This is a genomic window from Streptomyces sp. NPDC058751, assembly GCF_042746485.1.
Lineage (GTDB): Bacteria > Actinomycetota > Actinomycetes > Streptomycetales > Streptomycetaceae > Streptomyces.
In genome coordinates this window covers 183,577-203,413 of sequence record NZ_JBHYPZ010000006.1, presented here as the reverse complement: position 1 = coordinate 203,413, position 19,837 = coordinate 183,577, and the positions used below count along the sequence as shown (strand labels likewise).

General features: G+C 73.7%; 18 protein-coding genes. 4 read left to right on the top strand and 14 right to left on the bottom strand.

The window, feature by feature from the left end; genetic code table 11:
* Positions 1 to 59 precede the first annotated feature (59 nt).
* From ACFW6B_RS08775 to ACFW6B_RS08765, 3 genes are all read right to left on the bottom strand, one after another.
* Positions 60 to 2,603: a polynucleotide kinase-phosphatase gene (locus ACFW6B_RS08775; protein ID WP_386593494.1), complete on the bottom strand. Its 2,544-nt coding sequence runs from the start codon at positions 2,601 to 2,603 to the stop codon at positions 60 to 62.
* Positions 2,600 to 4,135 (bottom strand): 3' terminal RNA ribose 2'-O-methyltransferase Hen1, encoded by a 1,536-nt coding sequence (locus ACFW6B_RS08770; RefSeq protein ID WP_386593492.1) that lies wholly within the window; start codon positions 4,133 to 4,135, stop codon positions 2,600 to 2,602. The genes ACFW6B_RS08775 and ACFW6B_RS08770 overlap by 4 nt, the downstream gene beginning before the upstream one ends.
* Before the next feature lie 348 nt (positions 4,136 to 4,483).
* On the bottom strand, positions 4,484 to 5,107 hold the full coding sequence (locus tag ACFW6B_RS08765; protein WP_386593490.1) for a TetR/AcrR family transcriptional regulator: 624 nt from the start codon (positions 5,105 to 5,107) through the stop codon (positions 4,484 to 4,486).
* Between the two features lie 193 nt (positions 5,108 to 5,300).
* Between ACFW6B_RS08765 and ACFW6B_RS08760 the strand changes: the two genes are divergently transcribed.
* Both ACFW6B_RS08760 and ACFW6B_RS08755 read left to right on the top strand, forming a co-directional pair.
* Entirely contained in the window at positions 5,301 to 6,017 is a 717-nt protein-coding gene (locus tag ACFW6B_RS08760) for an SDR family oxidoreductase (protein ID WP_386593488.1), read from the top strand.
* Between the two features lie 74 nt (positions 6,018 to 6,091).
* Positions 6,092 to 7,015: an LLM class F420-dependent oxidoreductase gene (locus tag ACFW6B_RS08755; protein WP_386593486.1), complete on the top strand. Its 924-nt coding sequence runs from the start codon at positions 6,092 to 6,094 to the stop codon at positions 7,013 to 7,015.
* A gap of 107 nt (positions 7,016 to 7,122) precedes the next feature.
* Here the strand turns inward: ACFW6B_RS08755 and ACFW6B_RS08750 are convergent, their stop codons facing one another.
* From ACFW6B_RS08750 to ACFW6B_RS08735, 4 genes are all read right to left on the bottom strand, one after another.
* A complete protein-coding gene (locus ACFW6B_RS08750) occupies positions 7,123 to 7,602 on the bottom strand; it encodes a DUF6099 family protein (RefSeq protein ID WP_386593484.1) in 480 nt (159 codons plus the stop codon).
* A gap of 193 nt (positions 7,603 to 7,795) precedes the next feature.
* The gene (locus ACFW6B_RS08745) at positions 7,796 to 8,128 is read right to left on the bottom strand and encodes a nucleotide pyrophosphohydrolase (RefSeq protein ID WP_386593482.1); all 333 of its coding nucleotides are present in this window, start codon (positions 8,126 to 8,128) and stop codon (positions 7,796 to 7,798) included.
* The gene (locus ACFW6B_RS08740; protein ID WP_386593480.1) at positions 8,125 to 9,282 is read right to left on the bottom strand and encodes an AAA family ATPase; all 1,158 of its coding nucleotides are present in this window, start codon (positions 9,280 to 9,282) and stop codon (positions 8,125 to 8,127) included. Before ACFW6B_RS08740 ends, ACFW6B_RS08745 begins: the two co-directional genes overlap by 4 nt.
* A 176-nt stretch (positions 9,283 to 9,458) precedes the next feature.
* Positions 9,459 to 9,848 carry a cell division protein SepF gene (locus ACFW6B_RS08735; RefSeq protein WP_386593478.1) on the bottom strand — a complete coding sequence of 130 codons (390 nt, stop codon included), beginning with the start codon at positions 9,846 to 9,848 and terminating at the stop codon, positions 9,459 to 9,461.
* Between the two features lie 175 nt (positions 9,849 to 10,023).
* On the opposite strand from ACFW6B_RS08735, the gene ACFW6B_RS08730 reads away from it, so the two are divergent.
* Positions 10,024 to 10,443, top strand: a complete 420-nt coding sequence (locus ACFW6B_RS08730) for a molybdopterin-binding protein (protein ID WP_386593476.1) — start codon at positions 10,024 to 10,026, stop codon at positions 10,441 to 10,443.
* A gap of 103 nt (positions 10,444 to 10,546) precedes the next feature.
* Positions 10,547 to 11,374: an SDR family NAD(P)-dependent oxidoreductase gene (locus ACFW6B_RS08725; protein ID WP_386593474.1), complete on the top strand. Its 828-nt coding sequence runs from the start codon at positions 10,547 to 10,549 to the stop codon at positions 11,372 to 11,374.
* 68 nt (positions 11,375 to 11,442) lie between these two features.
* On the opposite strand, the gene ACFW6B_RS08720 is transcribed toward ACFW6B_RS08725, so the two are convergent.
* The 7 genes from ACFW6B_RS08720 to ACFW6B_RS08690 all read right to left on the bottom strand — a co-directional run bounded on the left by ACFW6B_RS08720 (position 11,443) and on the right by ACFW6B_RS08690 (position 19,700).
* Positions 11,443 to 12,678 carry a VWA-like domain-containing protein gene (locus tag ACFW6B_RS08720; RefSeq protein WP_386593472.1) on the bottom strand — a complete coding sequence of 412 codons (1,236 nt, stop codon included), beginning with the start codon at positions 12,676 to 12,678 and terminating at the stop codon, positions 11,443 to 11,445.
* Positions 12,675 to 13,937 carry an AAA family ATPase gene (locus ACFW6B_RS08715; protein ID WP_386593470.1) on the bottom strand — a complete coding sequence of 421 codons (1,263 nt, stop codon included), beginning with the start codon at positions 13,935 to 13,937 and terminating at the stop codon, positions 12,675 to 12,677. Before ACFW6B_RS08715 ends, ACFW6B_RS08720 begins: the two co-directional genes overlap by 4 nt.
* Positions 13,938 to 14,032: 95 nt before the next feature.
* Positions 14,033 to 15,649 carry a hypothetical protein gene (locus ACFW6B_RS08710; protein WP_386593468.1) on the bottom strand — a complete coding sequence of 539 codons (1,617 nt, stop codon included), beginning with the start codon at positions 15,647 to 15,649 and terminating at the stop codon, positions 14,033 to 14,035.
* A 143-nt stretch (positions 15,650 to 15,792) separates the two neighbouring features.
* Entirely contained in the window at positions 15,793 to 17,127 is a 1,335-nt protein-coding gene (locus ACFW6B_RS08705; RefSeq protein WP_386593466.1) for a hypothetical protein, read from the bottom strand.
* 191 nt (positions 17,128 to 17,318) lie between these two features.
* Positions 17,319 to 17,852 carry a hypothetical protein gene (locus tag ACFW6B_RS08700; RefSeq protein ID WP_386593464.1) on the bottom strand — a complete coding sequence of 178 codons (534 nt, stop codon included), beginning with the start codon at positions 17,850 to 17,852 and terminating at the stop codon, positions 17,319 to 17,321.
* Positions 17,853 to 18,042: 190 nt separating this feature from the next.
* Positions 18,043 to 19,176 carry an LLM class flavin-dependent oxidoreductase gene (locus ACFW6B_RS08695; RefSeq protein ID WP_386593462.1) on the bottom strand — a complete coding sequence of 378 codons (1,134 nt, stop codon included), beginning with the start codon at positions 19,174 to 19,176 and terminating at the stop codon, positions 18,043 to 18,045.
* Entirely contained in the window at positions 19,176 to 19,700 is a 525-nt protein-coding gene (locus ACFW6B_RS08690; RefSeq protein ID WP_386593461.1) for an SRPBCC family protein, read from the bottom strand. The genes ACFW6B_RS08695 and ACFW6B_RS08690 overlap by 1 nt, the downstream gene beginning before the upstream one ends.
* Positions 19,701 to 19,837 lie beyond the last annotated feature (137 nt).

Here is a 19,837-nt window from a genome sequence, read left to right as displayed (position 1 = left end):
TGGGGGCTGATCGCGCAGTTCCCCGCGCCCCTGACGGGGCGCCACCGCCCGGGGGTTCGCTACAGGCGGGGGTCCACCGGTTCGGATTCCAGGGAGAGGACTCCGAAGACCGCCTCGTGGACGCGCCACAGGGGCTCGCCCTCGGCCAGGCGGTCCAGTGCTTCGAGGCCGAGCGCGTACTCGCGGACGGCCAGGGACCGCTTGTGGTTGAGGAAGCGGCCGCGCAGCCGGGCGAGGTTCTCGGGGCGGGTGTACTCCGGACCGTAGATGATCCGCAGGTACTCGCGGCCCCGGCACTTGATGCCGGGCTGCACCAAGCGCCCGTTCTCGCCGCGCACCACCGCGCCGACCGGCTTCACGACCATGCCCTCGCCGCCGCGGCCGGTCATCTCCAGCCACCAGTCGACACCGGCCCGCACCGACTCCGGGTCACCGGTGTCGACGAAGAGCCGCCGGGTGGTGTGCAGCAGCCCGCTGCCGTCGTTCTCCACGATCCGGTCGATCAGGGCGAGTTGCTCGTCGTGCGGCAGCGCGGCGAGGCTCCGGCCCTGGACGGCCAGGATCTGGAACGGCGCGAGGCGGACGCCTTCGAGGCCGTCCGTGGTCCAGCAGTAGCGCCGGTACGCGTCCGTGAACGCGGCCGCGTCCGAGGCCCGTTCACGCTGGCGCGCCAGCAGGTCCGTGACGTCGACGCCCCGCGCCGCCGCCCCTTCGAGCGCGGCCAGCACACCGGGGAACACCGCGCCGGACGCGGCGCCGACAGCGGCGTACTGACTGCGCAGCAGCCCGGACGCCTTCAGCGACCACGGCATCAACTCGGCGTCCAGCAGCACCCAGTCGGTGCCCAGCTCCTCCCACAGCCCGGCCTCGGTCACGGCGGCGCGCACCCGGCCGAGGATCTCCTCGGTGACGGCGGCGTCGTCGAAGAAGGGGCGGCCGGTGCGGGTGTACAGCGAGCCGGTGGGGCCGTCGACGCCGAACCGCTCGCGCGCCGCGTCCGCGTCCCGGCAGACCAGGGCCACCGCACGCGACCCCATGTGCTTCTCCTCGCACACGACCCGCTCGACCCCGTCCTCCCGGTACTGGGCGAAGGCCTCGGCGGGGTGTTCCAGATAACCGTCGAGGTGCGAGGTCGCGGTCGGCGCCATCGTCGGCGGGAGGTACGGGAGCAGCCGGGGGTCCACCGCGAAGCGGCTCATGACCTCCAGGGCCGCCGCCGCGTTCTCCTCGCGGACGGCCACCCGTCCGGCGTGCCGGGTCTCGACGGCCCTGCGGCCGTGCACGTCGGCGAGGTCCAGCGGACGGCCCTCGTGACCGCCGGGCGCCTCGGTGGCCAGCGGCTTGGCCGGCTCGTACCAGACCCGCTCGGCAGGTACGTCGACGAGCTCGCGCTCCGGCCAGCGCAGGGCGCTGAGCTTGCCGCCGAACACCGCGCCGGTGTCCAGGCAGATGGTGTTGTTGAGCCAGGTGGCCGTGGGAACCGGGGTGTGTCCGTACACCACCGCCGCGCGGCCCCGGTAGTCCTCCGCCCACGGGTAGCGCACGGGCAGCCCGAACTCGTCGGTCTCCCCGGTCGTGTCGCCGTACAGGGCGTGCGAGCGCACCCGGCCCGAGGTGCGGCCGTGGTACTTCTCGGGCAGACCGGCGTGGCAGACGACGAGGCGTCCGCCGTCGAGGACGTAGTGGCTGACCAGTCCGTCGATGAACTCCCGTACCGTGGCGCGGAACTCCTCGCTCTCCGCGCCCAGCTGCTCGACGGTCTCGGCGAGTCCGTGCGTGTGCTGGACCTGGCGGCCCTTGAGGTGGCGGCCGAGCTTGTTCTCGTGGTTGCCGGGCACGCACAGGGCGTTGCCCGAGCCGACCATGGACATCACGCGGCGCAGCACGCCCGGCGAGTCCGGGCCGCGGTCGACGAGGTCTCCGACGAACACGGCCGTACGGCCCTCGGGGTGCACGCCGTCGACGTAGCCGAGCTTGCCGAGCAGGGTCTCCAGCTCCGAGGCGCAGCCGTGGATGTCGCCGACGATGTCGAACGGGCCGGTGAGGTGGGTCAGGTCGTTGAACCGCTTCTCGGTCACCACCGTCGCGTTCTCGACGTCCGCCACCCCGCGCAGGACGTGCACCTTGCGGAAGCCCTCACGCTCCAGGGAGCGCAGCGAGCGCCGCAGTTCGCGGATGTGGCGCTGGATCACGCGGCGCGGCATCTCGGCGCGGTCGGTGCGCGTCGCGTTGCGCTCGGCGCAGACCTCCTCGGGCACGTCGAGCACGATGGCGATGGGCAGCACGTCGTACTTCCTGGCCAGCTCGATCAACTGGCGGCGGCTGTCCTGCTGGACGCTGGTGGCGTCGACGACGGTCCGGCGGCCGGACGCGAGCCGCTTGCCGGCGATGTAGTGCAGGACGTCGAAGGCGTCGCCGCTGGCGCTCTGGTCGTTCTCGTCGTCGGCGACCAGCCCCCGGCAGAAGTCGCTGGAGATGACCTCCGTCGGCTTGAAGTGCCGCCGGGCGAAGGTCGACTTGCCGGAGCCCGAGGCGCCGATCAGCACCACGAGGGAGAGGTCGGTGACGGGCAGCACGCGCCCCTGGTCGTGTCGCTCGCTCATGCGGCCTTCTCCTCCTTCGTGTTCGGGGTGCCGGTGGTGCCGGTGGTGCCGGTGGTGCCGGTGGTGCCGGTGGTGCCGGTGGTGCCGGTGGCCAGGGTGAAGACGGCCATCTGGGTGGGCGGGCCGACCTCGGGGTCGTCGAGACCGACGGGGGTGAACTCCACGTCGTAGCCGTGCCGTCCGGCCACCCCGCGGGCCCAGGTGCGGAACTCCTCGCGGGTCCACTCGAACCGGTGGTCACCGTGCCGGGAGTGTCCGGCGGGCAGGGTCTCCCAGCGGACGTTGTACTCGACGTTCGGCGTCGTCACGAGGACGGTCCGCGGGCGGGCGGAGCCGAACACCGCGTACTCGAGTGCGGGCAGCCGGGGCAGGTCGAGGTGCTCGATCACCTCGCTGAGCACGGCGGCGTCGTACCCCTTGAGCCGGCGGTCGGTGTAGGCGAGCGAGCCCTGGAGGAGCTGGACGCGGGCGGCCTGCCGCTCCCCCATGCGGTCCAGCTTGAGGCGGCGCGAGGCGATGGTGAGCGCGCGCATCGACACGTCGACACCGACGATCTCGGTGAACCGGGTGTCCTTGAGCAGCGCCTGCACCAACTGGCCCTGTCCGCAGCCGAGGTCGAGGACACGGCTCGCTCCGGACGAGTGCAGCGCGGCGAGGATCGCGTCCCGGCGCTGCACGGCGAGCGGTACCGGCTTCTCCTCGGTGTCGGTCTCCTCGTCGACGGCGTTGTCGATCTCCTCGACCGCGATGTCGTCGGTCTCGGCGAGCCGGGCGAGTTCGAGCCGCTCCAGGGCCTCCCGGGTCAGCGACCAGCGCCGGGAGAGATAGCGGCTGGTGATCAGCTTCTGCTCCGGGTGGTCCTGCAGCCAGCCCTCGCCGACCCGCAGCAGCTTGTCGACCTCGTCGGACGCCACCCAGTAGTGCTTGGCGTCGTCGAGGACCGGAAGCAGCACGTACAGGTGCCGCAGCGCCTCGGCGAGCGTCAGCTCCCGCGACGCCAGCTCCAGGCGTACGTAGCGGGAGTCGCCCCACTCCGGGAAGCGGTCGTCGAGCGGCACGGCCTCGGCCGTCACCGTCCAGCCCAGCGGCTCGAAGAGCGCCCGTACGAGGTCGACGCCGCCGCGTGCGGGCAGCGAGGGCACCTCGATGCGCAGGGGTATGGTCTCGGCGGGCAGCTCGGGCCGGGCGTTGCACTGGCCCTTCATCGCGCTGGAGAACACGGCGCCGATCGCCACGGCGAGCAGCGAGGACGCGGCGTACGGGCGGTCGTTGACGTACTGCGCGAGGGCCGCGTCGGGGGCGCCGCCGCGCCCCTTCCCCTTCCCCTTGCCCCGCCGGACCAGCGCCACCGGGTCGACCTCGAGGAGCAGTGCGGCCGTGCACCGCTCGGCGGTCGCCTCGGGGTACAGCACGTGCGCCGTTCCGTACGAGGTCGAGAACTTCTGCGCGTTGTCCGGATGCTTGTGCAGCAGAAAGCCGAGATCGGTCGCGGGCCGTTCTGGGGTACCGGTGGTACTGATCGTCAGGAACACGGTGTGTCTGCCTCGAAACGTCTTCTGAGCCGCGGGGGACCGGCGGGTCGCCCGGTCGGCGCGCGGTGCGCGCCTGCCGGACGCCGGGGACCACGGCGTGGGCGAGCGCGCCTCGGCCGTCGCCGCTCCCGGCCCGTCCCCGGCCGACGCGGCCCGTGGCCACACCGTGCCGCGGCCGTCCGCGGGGGCGGCACCCTCCCTCGGCGCGCCCCCACAACGTACAGCGGAAACCGCAGGTGGACCCGGGGTTTTTCACCGCGCACGGGCGGCGGGACCGGGGCCGGCGGAAGGTTTCCGGGCAGGTCGGGCGGGGGTGCCCGGGCTGGGCGGCCGGTGGGACGCCGTGGGTCAGGCGGGGTTCCGCGGGACGCGGTGCGCGGCGTCGCTCCCGTCGCGCACGCCCGCGCCGGCGAGCAGGGCGGCGGCGGTCGCGAGGGCGAGGCCGTCGAGGCCCTGGCCCTGCATGACGGCCCGGACGCCCGATCCGTCGAAGGCGACGGTCAGTTGGCGGGCCAGGAGCTCGGGGTCCTCCGCTCCGCCGCGCTCCGCCTCCCGCCGGAAGAACGCGGTCAGCTCGTCCTTGCAGCGGCGGGCCACCAGGCTCGCCGGGTGGTCCGGCGCCTTCAGCTCGGCGGTCACGGCCACGAAGGGACAGCCGCGGTAGTCCGGGCGCGCGGCCATCTCCTCCAGGCGCCCGAAGACGTGCAGGACGCGGTCACGCGGCCCCCGGTCGTCGTCCGGGGGCAGCAGGAACGCCAGGTACGCGGGCGCTCTGCGCTCCAGGCTCGCCGCCAGCACGCCGTCCTTGCTGTCGAAGAGCTGGTACATCGAGCGCTTGGACACCCCGGCCACCCGGCACAGCGCCTCGACACCGACGCCGACGCCCTCGCGGTAGAAGAGCTCGGCCGCCGCGTCGAGCAGTCGGTCGCGGGTCGGTGAACCGGCGGTCGCGGTCGAGGTCGCCTGTGTCATGGGCTCAGCTTACGTTCTCCGCCCACCCCTCGGAAACCGATCGGTTTACCGGGCGGGCAGCACGGAAAACCGATCGGTTTACGATGGTGCGGGACGGAGGACGGCACCATCGGCCGCTCTTCGACCGCCCCGTTCCCCCCGATCGGCCGCCCCGGTTCCCCCGATTCCCGGCGCCCCCCAAGAGGAGAAGATCATGACCAGCATCGACGGTTCGGTGGCGCTCGTGACGGGCGGCAGCCGCGGCCTCGGCAAGGCCTTCGTGGACGCCCTCTACGAACGCGGCGCCAGGAAGGTCTACGCGACGGCCCGGGACCCGCGGACCGTCACGCACCCCGACGCGGTGCCGCTGGCCCTGGAAGTCACCGACCCCGCGTCCGTCGCGGCCGCCGCCGCGCGGGCCCAGGACGTCACCGTCCTGGTCAACAACGCGGGCGCGACGGCTCCCACGTCGTTCCTGGACTCCCCCGTCGAGGACGTGCGGCGCGAGTTCGACGTCAACTTCTTCGGACCGCTGCTCACCACGCGGGCCTTCGTCCCGGCCCTGGAGCGCAACGGGGACGGGCACATCCTCACCGTCCACTCGGTGCTGTCGTGGGTCACGGTGCCCGGCGCCGTCGGCTACAGCGCCGCCAAGGCCGCCCTGTGGTCCCAGAGCAACGCCCTGCGGCTGGAGCTCCAGCCGCGCGGAGTCAAGGTCACCGGGCTGCACGTCGGTTACGTCGACACGGACCTGACCGCGAGCCTCGACGTGCCCAAGGTCTCCGCGCACAGTGTCGCCGGCCAGGCGCTCGACGGGATCGAGGCGGACGCCCACGAGGTCCTGGCGGACGCGCTCACCCGCCAGGTCAAGGCCGGCCTCTCCGGCGAGCTGATCGACCTGTACCCCCAGCTCGCGATACAGCGGTGGTAGCCCGGCGCGGGCGGGGAAGGACGCGCCAGCGGTTCGGCGGGGGGCGCCTGTCGTGACCGGTGCATGATGGATACATGGATCTTCGAATCTTCACCGAACCCCAGCAGGGTGCGACCTACGAGACGCTGCTCCGCGTCGCCAGAGCCGCCGAAGACCTTCATTACGACGCCTTCTTCCGCTCCGATCACTACGTGCACATGGGTTCCGTCGACGGGCTCCCCGGCCCGACCGACGCGTGGATCACCCTGGCCGGCCTCGCCCGTGAGACGAGCCGCATCCGCCTGGGCACCTTGATGACCGCCGGAACCTTTCGCCTCCCGGGCGTCCTGGCCATCCAGGTCGCCCAGGTCGACCAGATGTCGGGGGGCCGTGTCGAACTCGGCCTGGGTGCGGGCTGGTACGAGGCCGAGCACACGGCGTACGGCATTCCGTTCCCGAAGGAGAAGTTCGGCCGGCTGGAGGAACAGCTCGCCGTCGTCACGGGGTTGTGGGAAACGCCGGTCGGCGAGCGGTTCACCTTCGACGGCACGTACTACCGGCTCAAGGACTCACCGGCGCTGCCCAAGCCCGCGCAGGCGAAGGTGCCCGTCCTGATCGGCGGCCACGGCGCCAGGCGGACCCCCGCCCTCGCGGCACGCTACGCCGACGAGTTCAACATCCCCTTCGCCTCGGTCCCGGACACGGAGCGGCAGTTCGGCCGGGTCCGCGCGGCGTTGCGGCAGGCCGGGCGCGAGGACGACGAACTCGCCCTCTCCAACGCCCTGGTGGTGTGCGTCGGCCGCACCGACGGCGAGGTGCGGCGGCGGGCGGACGCCATCGGCCGCGATGTCGACGAGCTGAAGGCCAACGGGCTCGCGGGCTCGCCGGCGGAGGTCGTCGAACGGATCGCCCGCTACCAGGAGGTCGGTTCGCAGCGGATGTACCTCCAGATGCTGGACCTCACCGACCTGGACCACCTGGACCTGATCGCCTCCGAGGTGGCACCGCAGCTCGGCTGACCGGCCGGGCCCGGCGAGCGGTTCGGCCGGGGCGCGGCGAGCGGTTCCGGCCGGGCGCCACGCCCCGGCCGGGGCGGACGGCGGCACCGGCCCCGCCGGGCGGCGTCCTACCCCGCGGCCGAGTCCCGCTCCACCACGCGCTTCTCGTCCCGCACCGCGAGGCGGCGCAGCATCTCCAGGACGCGGTCCCGGGACTCGTCCGCCGCGTCGATCGCCTCCATGCACTGCCAGTACGTCCCCTCGTCGTCCGCCGCACAGGCGATGCCGACCAGGGCGATGCCCACCTCGGCGAGGAGGCCGCCGAGACAGAGCAGGGCCTCGCGCGCGTCGCCCACCTCCGTGAGCCGGGCGGCCCGTAAGGCACCGATCCCGCGGGCGTGGTCGCCGAGCACTCCGCAGCCGCGGCCCGCCAGCTCGGTCAACCCCAGCGCCTCGCCCCGGAGTTCAGGTGGTCCGGACACGGCGAAGCGGCTGCCGATCGCCTGCGCCAGGGAATGCGCCTGCCACGCCTCCGCCATCACCTCCGGAGTCTCGCCGCTCTCCGCCAGGGCGCGTCTGCTCGCCACGATGAGCCGCACCGCTTCCATGCGCTGCCCCCGTCTGTCCGACGCGCTCTCGCACGTCCACCCGAACTCCCTTGTTCACTACCCAGAGTGAGGGTCCTTGAGACAGAAAGCCAGAGGAAGCCCGAAATCTGCGGACACGGAATCGCATCGAAACCGCGCGACGGCTACACAGAGTATTCAGTTCCGTTTTGTGCGCCGTTCGGCGGCCGGCCCGTCAGGGTTTTTCCGGCGCGGGGAACCGCCGCTCGTTCCGGTCGATCTTCGCGTCGAGGGCGGCGAGCGGATCGATGCCCAGCACCTCGCAGAACTGGAGCAGATAGGCGAGGACGTCCGCGACCTCGTCGGTGACGCGGTGCGCGGTGTCCGCGTCCCGCATCACGCGGGCCGACTCCTCGGGCGTCAACCACTGGAAGATCTCGACGAGTTCGGACGCCTCCACGCTCAGGGCGGCGACCAGGTTCTTGGGGGTGTGGTACGGCTGCCAGTTCCGCGCGGCCGCGAACTCGGCCAGTCTGCGCTGCAGCGTCGCTACGTCCAGTTCACTCACGACGTCAGGTCTACCACCGCGGCCCCGGCCGTCCCGAACGCGTGCGTCGCGTCGCTCACCGCCCCCAGCAGCCGGATGTGTCCCCGCTCGCACATCCGCGCCGCCAGCCGCACCAGTTCCCCGGCCTGCCGGGCGTCCAGTCCGCGGTCGAAGCCGTCGGCCAGGACGGTCAGCGACTGGAGCGCGGCCGGCACCTCGCCCGCCGGGTCGACTTCCAGGACACCGGGCCCGGTGAGCAGGACGAGGGCGAGCGCGAGGTACCTCAACTCGCCGTCCCCGAGCAGTCCCAGCGGCGTACGGACGCCGTCGCCCCGGTCGAGGAGCGCGCGGACGCCGCCGTCGCCGAGCACCTCGGCCAGCACGTCCGTGACCGGGCCGGCGCATCCGGCGCGGACCGCCGTGACCAGGTGGGCGTACCGGTGGCCGCACTCCGACCTCGTGCGCCACAGCACCTCGGCGAGGTTGCCGCAGCCGCGCAGCAGCCGCCCCGGGCCGAGCGGGACGGGGGCCCGCATGGAGTCCGGGTCCGGATCGCAGACGTAGACGGACCGCAGGGCGAGCACCGTCTGCTCGGCCGCGGCGAGGACCCGGCGCTCCCCGTCGGTGCGGCCCGCCACGCGCAGGGGCAGCAGCGCGGTGCCGAGGCGGTCGTCGGGGAGCGGGACCCGTGTCACGGACGAGGACCCGCCGGTGTGCCAGGCCGCCTGGACGGAGGAGCGGCCGGGGTCGCGCAACGCCGTCTCCAGCAGGGTCCGCCCGCCCGCCGACAACCGCTCGCCCACGATGCGCAGTTCGGGTTCGGCCTGGACGGCGATGTCGAGCCGGACCGGGCCTTCGGGTCCGTCGACCGTACAGCCGATGCGGAAGCCGCGGCGGTACTGGGCGTCGGGCCGGGACCGCTCGGGCACGCAGGCGACCGGGTCCGGGAACACCTCGGCGAGTCCGGCCCCGGCGCCGAGCCGCGCGAGCGCCGCGTGGGCCCGCAGCACGGCCGTCTTGCCGCTGCCGCTGGGACCGGCGACCAGGGTGAGCGGTCCGAGCGGGAACCGGACGCGGCGGTGGGCGGCGAAGGCGTCGAGCCGCAGCTCGGTGACGCCCGGACGGACCGGGCGCACCTCCACCGCCGCGGGGGCCTCCGGCGAGGACAGGGTCATATGCGGACGGTAGGCCCCCACGCCGAGGCGAACCGTTACGCCCGGGGGACCTTCCTACGATCGGGGGACGAAGCCCCCGGTCCGGCGGCCGGGAAGCCCCGGCCACCCGCTCGGGAGGCCGTCGAACCCGTGGCCCGGGGCGCACCCCGCCGGACCCGCCGCACCTCCGCGGGCCGTCAGAGGCCGGGAGCGCCGACCCCCTCCATCAGCCCCCGCACCTCGGTCCCCGGGGGCGTCAGCAGGAACACGTTCCGGTCGACCCGGTGCATGCCGCTGGCCAGGCCGAAGACCACTCCCGTGCTGAAGTCCAGGACCCGCTTGGCGACCTCGGTCTCCGCGCCGGTCAGGTCGAGGAGCACCGGGACGCCCGACATGAGCGTCTCGGCGACATCGCGGGCGTCCGCGAAGACGTTCACCCTCAGGACCACGAAACGGCGCCGCGTCTCGGTCTCGGCCTCGGGGATCGACCGGTGACGGACCGCCGACGGCCAGGCGTCCCGGCCGCGCAACGGAACGACCTGGGCGAGCCCTTCCCACTGTTCATCGGTGACGTCGTGGCCGGTCATCGATCCACCCCGTCCTGGCTCGCACTTGTTGTCTGCACCGGGCAATTCTTACGCATGGTCACCCGTTCGGCTCAACAACGACACGGTCCGCGACCCGGAACGGGAGCCGGCGCGTGCGGCAAGCTACGCATACACGCCCGTATCCGTCACGCAGCACAGCAAGCGAGGCCCCCCGATGAGCCTGAGCATCCGCAACCGACTCCCCGGCACCGTCACCTCCGTCACCCCCGGTGAGGTGATGGCGACGGTGAAGGTCCGCCTCGACGCCGGACAGGAGATCACCGCGGCGATCACCCTGGAGGCCGTGCGGGAACTCGGCCTGGCGTCCGGCTCCACCGTGCGCGCCCTGGTCAAGTCCACGGAGGTCGCCCTCGCCACCGGCCCGGTGGAGGGGCTGAGCATCCGCAACCGGCTCCCGGGCACGGTCACCGGCATCACCTCCGGCGACGCCATGGCCGGCGTCAAGGTCCGGATCGCGGGCGGCGAGCTGACCTCGGCGATCACCGAGGACGCGGTCGCGGACCTGGGCCTCTCGGTGGGTTCCGAGGTCGTCGCGCTCGTCAAGTCCACCGAGGTGTCGCTGTCCAACGCCTGACGCGCCCGTCCGGGGTCCTTCCCCGCCCCGCCCGCCTTCTGGTGCCTTCGACGCGGACGTGCTGGAATGACCCGTCTCCCGATTCCCTGGGACGGTGATGCCCATGCCGGAACCGTCGGATCCCCCGCACCGGGCCGACCTCTCGCACCGAGCGGACTTCTCGCACCGCGAGGGGGTCGCGTTCGTCGCCGGCGGCACCGGCGGCATCGGAGCGGCGGTCGTGCGGATACTCGCCGAGCGGGGCAGCGACGTGGTGTTCACGTACCGCTCCGACCGGGCGGCCGCCGACGCGCTCGCCGCCGGGATCGCGGAGGAGTTCGCGGAACGGGGCCGCCGAGTGCGTTCCCTGCGGCTCGACCTGGGCGGGGAACGCGCCGTCGCCGCCGCCGTGTCCGAGACGGCCGCCGCGTTCGGCGGACTGCACACCCTCGTCCACGCGGCGGGCCCGCACGTGCCGATGGTGCACCTGAGCAAGGTCACGCCGAGCGAGTTCCGTACCCAACTCGACGTGGACGCGGGCGCGTTCTTCAACCTGGCGCATCCCGCGCTGCCGCTGCTGCGGGAGAGCCGGGGCAGCGTCGTCGCGGTCACCACCGTGGCCACCCGCCGGTACCCGGTGCGCGACGGGCTCTCCTCGGGACCGAAGGGAGCGGTCGAGGCGGTCGCCCGCGCCCTGGCCGCCGAGGAGGGGCGCTACGGCGTCCGGGTGAACTGCGTAGCGCCCGGCATGCTGACCGACGGCATCGCGGCCCGGCTGATCGGCTCCGGCGAACTCGACGACGCGGCACTGGAGATCACCCGCCGCAACACCCCGCTGCGCCGCTTCGGCTCCGCGAGGGACGTCGCCGAGGCCGTCGCGTTCCTGGCCTCGGACCGCGCGGGCTTCATCACCGGACAGGCGCTCGGGGTGGACGGGGGGTACAGCGTGTAGGACGGCCCCGGGGCGTGTCCGCGGGGTCCCGCCCGCCCGGCGACACCTGGCACGCCCCAGGACAGGTCCTAGCCGATCTCGACCACCCGCGCCCAGGCCGGCGGTTCGTCGGGGACGTGGTCGGGGTCGTCCTCGTCCCACGAGTCGTCCCCGCGCGGGAAGAGGCCCACGACCGTCCGGCACGGGGGCCGCGACTCGGGCCAGGGGGTCTGGCCGTCGGTCAGGACCACGACGACGTCGGGGCGGGGCCGTGCCCGTAGCGCCGTGGTGAATCCCGAGCGCAGGTCGGTGCCACCGCCGCCCAGGAGGGGAATCCCCTCGGCCCGGCACAGCGGGTGCGCGATCCCGGCGGCCGCGTCGCAGGGGACCACGGTGACCAGGTCGCGGCGGCCGCCCACGGCGCGGGAGATCGCGGAGACCTCCAGAAGGGCGCTTCCCAGCTCCGTGTCGCTCACCGACCCGGAGGTGTCGATGACCACCGAGACCCTCGGCGGTCTGCGGCGCAGGCTCGGAAGGACGACACCGGGCAGCGAGGAGGAGCGCCGCGACGGCCGGCCGTAGGTGTAGTCCTCCCCCGCCCCGGACCCCGAGGCCGCGGAGCGGACCGCGGCCCCCAGCAACTCCCGCCACGGCTGCGGCCGGTGGAAGGCCTCCTCCGCCCACCGCCGCCATCCCGCCGGGCTCCTCCCGGGGCGCGCCTTGACGCCCTGCGCGACCCGGAAGCGGACCGCGTCGCGTTCCTGCGCGCTGAGGCCGTGCGCGCCGTCCGGCCCGAGGTCCCACTCCCGCTCGTGTCCGTCGGCCCCGCTGCCGCAGTCCAGCCAGGCCAGGCTCTGCGTGAGCGGCCCGAGCCGGAACTGGCGGAGGTAGTCCTCCATGAGCTCCCCGGAGGACAGCTTCAGGAACGCCGGCGTGACGGCGCCCTCGGGCCGGACGAGCCCTTCGCCGAACGCGTCGTCGTTGATCTCGCAGTCGGCGGCGATGTTCATCCGCAGCCGCTCCGCCGGGCCGGTGAGCCCCTGTTCGCGGGCGAGCCGCTCGCTGCGGCCGTGGTGGTCGCGCAGCAGGTGCGACACCTCGTGCACCCAGACACCGGCCAGGCCCTCGACGGGCGTGCGGTCCACGAACCCGGGCGAGACGTAGCAGCGCCAGTGCCGGTCGACGGCCATCGTCGGCACCCACCGCGACTCGACGGTGTGGAGGGCGAACAGCGCCGTCGCGAGGTAGGGCCGGGCCCGAGCCGCGTGCAGACGGGCGGCGTAGAGCTTCTCCAGGTCCAGGACGCCCGGCGCGGCCGCCGTCATCGTCGCGCCCCGGCGGCGACCGCGACACGGGCCGCCGCGTCGTCCGCGCGCCGGGAGAGGGCCACCGCTCCGGCCAGCCGCTCGATGGACGCCGGGACGTCCCAGTCCTCCCGGCGCAGCGTCGCGAGGGTGGTCGCGGGAACGACCACCAGGTCCGGGGCACCGGTGTCGAGCGCCCGTACGAGCAGCGCCCAGGCGGCGTCCCAGCGGGCCCTGTCGGGCCGCGCGCGGACCGCGGCCACCACGCCGTCGAGGACGGCCTGGCGCAGATCGCCCCGCTCGGGCAGGACGGCGCCCGCCGGGTCGGCGAGCAGGGTCTCCGGGTCGGGCAGGTCCATACGGTCCACGCTCGCGAGCAGTTCCAGTCCCGGGCCGTCGCCCACGGTGCCTCTGACCAGCAGGGAGAGCACTTCCCTGGAGGAACCGGCCGCGTCGGCGAAGGCGATGAGCCGCACGGTCGCCTCCCAGCTCCGGGGCGAGGGCCAGGCGCCTCCGCGCCGGGCCTCGCTGCTGGGCAGCCGGTGGACGAGTCCGGGGCGGGCGGCGAGGAGTCCGCACACCGCGCGGCGGGCGAAGTCCACGGCTTCCGGCAGCCGTCCGGGGTCGAGCCGCGGCAGGGTCGCGCGCGGCCAGGTGCCGCCGAGCCCGCGTACGACGACCTCGTGGTCGTGGGCCCACTGGAGGTGGACGAACCGGTTGGCCAGCGGCGGGCTCAGTTCCCAGCCGTCGGCCGCGGAGGAGCGCGGGTTCGCCGCGGCCACGATCCTCACCCCGGGCGGCAGCCGAAGGGCCCCGATGCGCCGCTCCAGGACGAGGCGGAGCAGGGCCGCCTGGACCGCCGGGGGCGCGGTGGACAGTTCGTCCAGGAACAGCAGTCCACGGCCGGCGCGTACGAGTCGCACCGCCCAGTCCGGCGGGGCCATGGGCACGCCCTGCTCGGCCGGGTCGTCGCCGAGGACGGGCAGCCCCGAGAAGTCGGAGGGCTCGTGGACACTGGCGATCACCGTGGTCAGGGGCAGGTCCAGGGTCTCGGCGAGCCGGGTCAGGGCCGCGGTCTTGCCGATCCCCGGTTCACCCCAAAGGAGTACGGGCAGGTCGGCGGCGACGGCGAGGGTCAGTGCCTCCAACTGGCTGTCGGGGCGCGGTTCGGTACGGGTGTCGCGGAGCAGGGCGGACAGGGCGTCGGCCACGTCGAGCTGAGTGGGGCCGGCCGGGTCGACGAGCGTCTCCGCTTCGGCGGGGGAACTGTGTGCGGGCATGTCTGATCACCTTCGGGTTCGTGAACGGACCGCCTGTGCAAGGAACTTGGGCTCCGGGGCGGTCGACTGGCTTTCGGTGGACGGTCGGCGGGCGGTCAGCGACCGGTGGTGTCACGCGGGTGGGAACGGTGGCCGGGAGGCCGTGTGGGCCCCGGGGCGAGGCGGCCGGGTCCTGGACCGGTCAGACCGGCCCTGAACAGTCCGTGGGCGATGCGCCGCAGCGCGGCCTCCCGGAGTTCGTCCCGCAGGGCGCCGCCGCGCAGCACCGCGTCGGGCCCGAGGAGCCCCTCGACGACGGCCAGCGCACCGGCGGTGTCGCCGTGGCGCAGCCGTTCACGGACGTCGGAGAGGCACTGCGGCCGCCGGTGCGCCTCGTCGACGGCCCGGAGGCAGGGAAGCGGTGTGCCGGTCAGCGCGACCAGCAGTTCTTCCCGGCGGATCTCGGCCGGATCGTGGTCGAGCGGCACGAGCACGCCGTCGACCAGGCCGATCCGGTGCAGGGCTCCCCGGCACTCCACGAGACGCGCCGCACCCGGCGCCACGTACCCGGCCGCCCCGGAGGGGGCCGCGTTCCCGCCGGGGCGGGAGAGGACCACGCTCCGGTCGGCGCCGGACGGAAGCGCGTTCCGGTCGGCGCCGGAGGAGGCCGCGTGCCCACCGCCCCCGTCCGGGACCGTACGCCCGTCGCCCCCGGACGGGCCGTGTTCCGGCCCCAGCGCCGACGCGACCAGCGGATGCAGCCGCCCGGGCTCGACGGCACCGGCGCGGATCAGCGCCAGGTCGGGCAGCACCCAGGTCGCGGCGTCGGGCAGGACCGGCGTCCGGAGGCCGCCGTCGGTCCCCCCGTCGGGCGCGGCGGAGATCCGCAGTGCCCGCGGGCCGGCGTGTGCCGGGTCCGCGACCAGTTCCAGGAGCAGCCACCGGCGGGTCCCGAGCCGCACGGTGACGGCGCCGGTCGTGCGCCCCTCGTCGCGCAGCAGGATCGCCGCCTCGTCCGCCCAGCGGTCGACGGCGCAGCCGAGGTCCCGGAGCGCCGGCCCCGGTGGATCCGCGCTCCCGGGGCGGGCGTCGCCCGCCGTCGGGCCGGCCCCGGAGCGGGCCCGCAGCTCATGGGCCCTGCGGGTGTCCCACAGGTGGCGGTGCAGGTCCAGGCGGTACCGCCTGCTGGGGCGGGGGTGCGGGTGGCGGAGGGCTCCGGTGTCGAAGGAGGACCGGTCGCGGGACGCGCCCGGAGCTCCGTCCCAGAGGGCGAGGCTGATCCGCTGGCCGCCGTCCGCCCAGGCGGGCGGGGTACGGACCACGAGGTGCACGGGCCGTACGCGACCTGCCGGGTCTGCGGGGCCTGCCGGGTTCACGAGGTCTGCCGGGTCCGCCGGATCACGCCCGGCACGGTCGTACCGGGCCAGCGTGATGGTGAGGCAGGGACGCAGCAGCCCGTCGGGGGCGACTCTCGGCATGTGCCAGCGCAGCAGGTCGGGAGCCAGGTGCCGTAGATCGCGGCGGATCCGGGAGACCAGTTCACGGCCGTGCGTACGCGCCAGCGAACGCAGGTCGAGGTCGATGTCCACGCCAGCGGCGGCACACGCCCCCGCCCAGTCCCCGCGGTGGCGGCGGACGGTCGCGGTCTCGATCATGGTGGGCGGCACGGCGAAGTCACGCACGCGCGGCCAGAAGGACAGGAGGGGGTCCTCGTACGCGGCAGGAGTGAGCATCAGCACTCACCTTGCGCGGACGGGTCCCCCAATCCGATTGCGGAGGAAGTCGTCATCGGGGGGAGCGTAGCCCGGCGCGGACGGGCTGTCAGGTGCTTTTCCCGCGGCCGGCGACGGGCGCGCACGCCGTCGGCCGCCGGGGGTCAGGCCGGGCTCTTGGCCGCGGGTCCCGTCGACGGCCCGTCGCCGGAGCCGATCAGGTGCGGGGTGCCGTCGTCGTCGAGGAACTCGACGATCGCCAGGGCCAGCAGGGCCAGCACGGCGATCCAGACGGTGACGGCGGCCGTGGGGTAGTTCCAGACGAGCAGGACGGCGGCGGCGACCGCGACGACGGTCCAGTTCAGCCAGGTCTTGGCCCGGTGCACCCAGGCTCCGACCGCGCCGAGTTCGGCCCCGGTCGCGGTCCGCACGGCACCGATGCCGCCGGTCCAGGCGGCGTTGACCCGCCCGGCCGCCCGGCCCCTGCCGGTCAGCCAGGCCGCCAGCGCCACGATGACGCCGAGGGTGATCACCACCCGTACCGATGTCCGCAGATAGCGCACCAGGGTGTCGAAGACCGACTCCGCGGCGGGCTGGGAGACGTTCGACGGCAGTCCGTCCAGGTAGATCTCCCGGAAGATCCACAGTGCGATGCCGAGGAGCGCGGCCCCGCCCGCCACCAGGAGCGCCGCCGTGACGAGGGCACGGCGCCTGCGCACGGCGAGCAGCACACCGCCGGCCGCCAGCAGCAGGGTCAGGACCGGCAGCCAGAACCCGACCAGCTGGAGCAGCCGGTAGAGCTTCTTGGCCTTGCCGATGGAGTCGGACGTCATCACCGTGAAGTTGGTGTGCACCTGGGGGATCTTCGCGGCGATGCCGAGCCCCTGGTCCACGAGGGCCTGCTTGACCTGGTCGATGACGGGCGCGAGATCGATGACGACGGCGTCGTTGGTGAGCTTGACCGCTCCGCCGCCCTTGCCGGTCAACGCCTTGTCGACGGCGGCATGGGCCCTCCGGTTCAGCTGGGTCCACAGGGTGGCGAACGCGTCGCTGCTGACGAACCTGAGCGCCACGGTGTGCACGAAGTCGGTGAGGCCGCTGGTGATCGGACCGCTCAGCGGCCCGATCGCCTTGCTCAGTTCGGGCCGGTCGGCCGGGGCGGCGGATTCGAGCAGCGCCTTGACGTCGACGTGCTGCATGACGGCGTCGGTCACCCGGTTGGCGACGGCGTTCTGGATGTCCGGGTCGGAGGCGAGCGGCTCCATGGTCTGCACGTACCGGTCGGTGTTCCCGATCAGATCGCTCGACCAGGCCGCCACGGCGCTCAGCGGGGTGAGCAGGGCGGCGAGGAGGACCAGCACGACCGCGAAGGTCGACCGGACGCGGTGGTGCTCGCGTCTCGGCGGGCGCTGTTCCAGTTCGGCGACGCGGGCCCGCAGTTCGGCGAGTTCGCGCGCGTGCGCGCCGCTCGCGCCGCCGCCCACGTCCCCGGTACTCACGTCGTCTCCGGATCGTCGACGGTGCCCGCGGCGCAGCGCGCGGGCAGATCTGCTCGCGTCCGGTCGGTCACGTCATCCATGGCGTGTCTCGTTCCGCTCGGTCCGGTTCATGGGTTCGACGGCACTGCGGCAGCCCCTTTCCCCGCGGCACCCGCTCGGCGACGGGCCGGAGGGGGCCGGGAACGGGCGCGTCAGCGCGGCTGTCGGTGGTCGGGCCGGTACGTGGCCAGTGCCCAGATGACGAAGACGTCGATGGCCAGGAGGATGACCGACCAGATCGGCGCGTACGGCAGGAACATGAACTGGAAGAGCATGCTCAGCGAGGCCAGCACGATGCCGGTGACCCTCGCCCACCCCGCGTCCTTGAGGATGCCCCAGCCCGTGACGGCGGAGACGACGCCGAGGATCAGCAGGATCCAGCCCCAGCCGGTGAGGTTGATGCGGTAGACGTAGTCGTTCACGCGCGCGTAGACGTCGTCCTTGGCTATCGCGGAGATGCCCTGGAGGATGTTGAGGCCGCCGTTCACCAGCAGGAGGACGCCCGCGAAGGTGGTTCCGCCCGCCGCCCAGCCGCTGCTGCCCGATGGGGGCGGGCCCATGCCTCCCGCGGCGGGAGCGGCTCCGGACCACTGGTCCCCCCACAGCGGCATGTCCCCGCCGCTCGGCTGGGATCCCGTGCCGCCACCGGGCGGGGTGCCCGGCGGCATCGAAAACTCCTGGCTCATGCTCGACCACCTCGCTGCGCTGTCGGCCGCCGGCCGTCCCCGTGCCGGAAGCACCGGGGAGTTCGAGCGTCTGCCCGCCGCGCCTCTCCCGCCACGGGGGTTCCGCCGACCGGGTGGTGGTCTACAGGGCCGTCGGGTGGACCGCACGGCACGTCGCCCCGCCCCCGCACCGAGGCGGAGACCGGGTGGACTACTCGGCGACCACCACCTCCTCGCCCGCCTCCCCGCCCTCCTTCACTCCTCTCTCCGCTCCTTTCTCCGCTTCCGCCTCCTCGTCCGCGTTCTGCTCCGCCACCAGGTCCAGCGCGCGCCCGAGCGTCGTGAGCCGTTCCTCCAGGGTCGCCCCGGCGGGGTAGAGGCGGACGGTGTCGACTCCCGCGGCGCGCCAGACACGGAGCCGTTCGCGGACCATGTCCTCGGTGCCGATCAGGGTGGTGCCGAGGACCATCTCGTCGGTGACGAGCCCGGCGGCGCCGTCCCGGTCCCCGGCCTGCCAGCGCTCGTGGACCTCGGCGGCGGTCTCCGCCCAGCCCTGCCTGCTGTAGGCGGCGTTGTAGAAGTTGGTGGTGGCGGAGCCCATTCCGCCCAGGCTGAAGGCGAGTTCCTTCTTCCGGCCCGCGACCATGGCGCGCAACGCGTCCTCGTCCCGCGCGAAGGCGACTTCGGCGCCCTGGCAGATGTCGAGGGCGGCACGGCTGCGGCCCGCCGCCGCGAGGCCCGCGTCCAGGTGGTCGAAGTAGGCCTCCTTGGCGCCCTCGGGCACGAAGCTGGTGCCGAGCCAGCCGTCGGCGATCTCGCCCGTCAGACGCAGCATCCTCGGTGAGAGCGTGGCGAGGTAGACGGGCAGGTCGTGCTCGGCCCGTATGGACAGCCTCATGGGCCGCGCCTCGCCACCGGGCAGCGGAATCGTGAACTCCCGCCCCTCGTAAGAGATCTTCTCCCCGGCGACCGCCTGCCGGACGATCTCCACGGTCTCCCGCATCCGGGACAGCGGCCGGGCGAACGGCACGCCGTGCAGCCCCTCGATCACCTGGGGACCGGACGGTCCGAGTCCGAGGAGGAAACGCCCCTCGGAGAGGTTGGAGAGCGTGATCGCGGCACGGGCGATGGCCGCCGGGGTACGGGTACCGAGCTGGATGATCCCGGAGCCGAGCAGCAGCCGGTCGGTCCGCGCCGCCAAGTAGCCCAGCGGAGAAGGGGCTTCAGAGCCCCACGCCTCCGCGACCCAGCAGATGTCCATCCCGAGCTTCTCGGCCTCGACCACGAAGTCGACGGTCTCCCGCCAGTCGCCCGTCGACGCCTCGATCGTCGTGGAGGTACGCATCACGCACCCGCCCCTTCCGCGCTCTCGGCCAGCTTCCTGATCGCCGCGACGGTGCCGGTCATGCTCCGCTCGAACTCCCGCAGCCGCACGAACACGATCTTCTGTTCCTTCTCCGGCATCCGGTCGATCGCGAAGGACAGCCCCGAACGGCCCGGGCCCATCCGCATCCACTGCGTCAGCTCCGTACCGCCGTCCACCTCCTCCAGGCCGAACCGCCATACGGCGCTGGGGTTCTCGGGGTCCGACACGGCCCAGGCGAAGGCCCGGCAGGGCTCGTACTCCACCACGTACGAGGTGGTCTCCCACTCCCCCAGCGACTCGTGCCTGCTGCGCCCCACGAAACGGGCGCCGACGCGCGGCACCGTCACACCGTCGAGCCACGCGACCGACTGGAGCTCCGCGCTCAGGTCCGGCATCAGCCGGATGTCGGACACCAGGTCCCACACCCGGCGCGGCGGGGCGTCGATCCGTGTCCGCACACCGACGGTCGGCTGGTCCGCGTAGCGGGCGCCCGTCCACTCCATGAGTCTCCGGCCTTCCTCTCGTCCCCCAGGACCTCACTCACCCCAGGGCTCTGACCTTGAGAGTTGCGTAGATAGACTGTCATGTCAAGGAAAACCGCTCCCGGCGCGGAGGCCGGAAGCGGGTCGGGAGCCGCGCC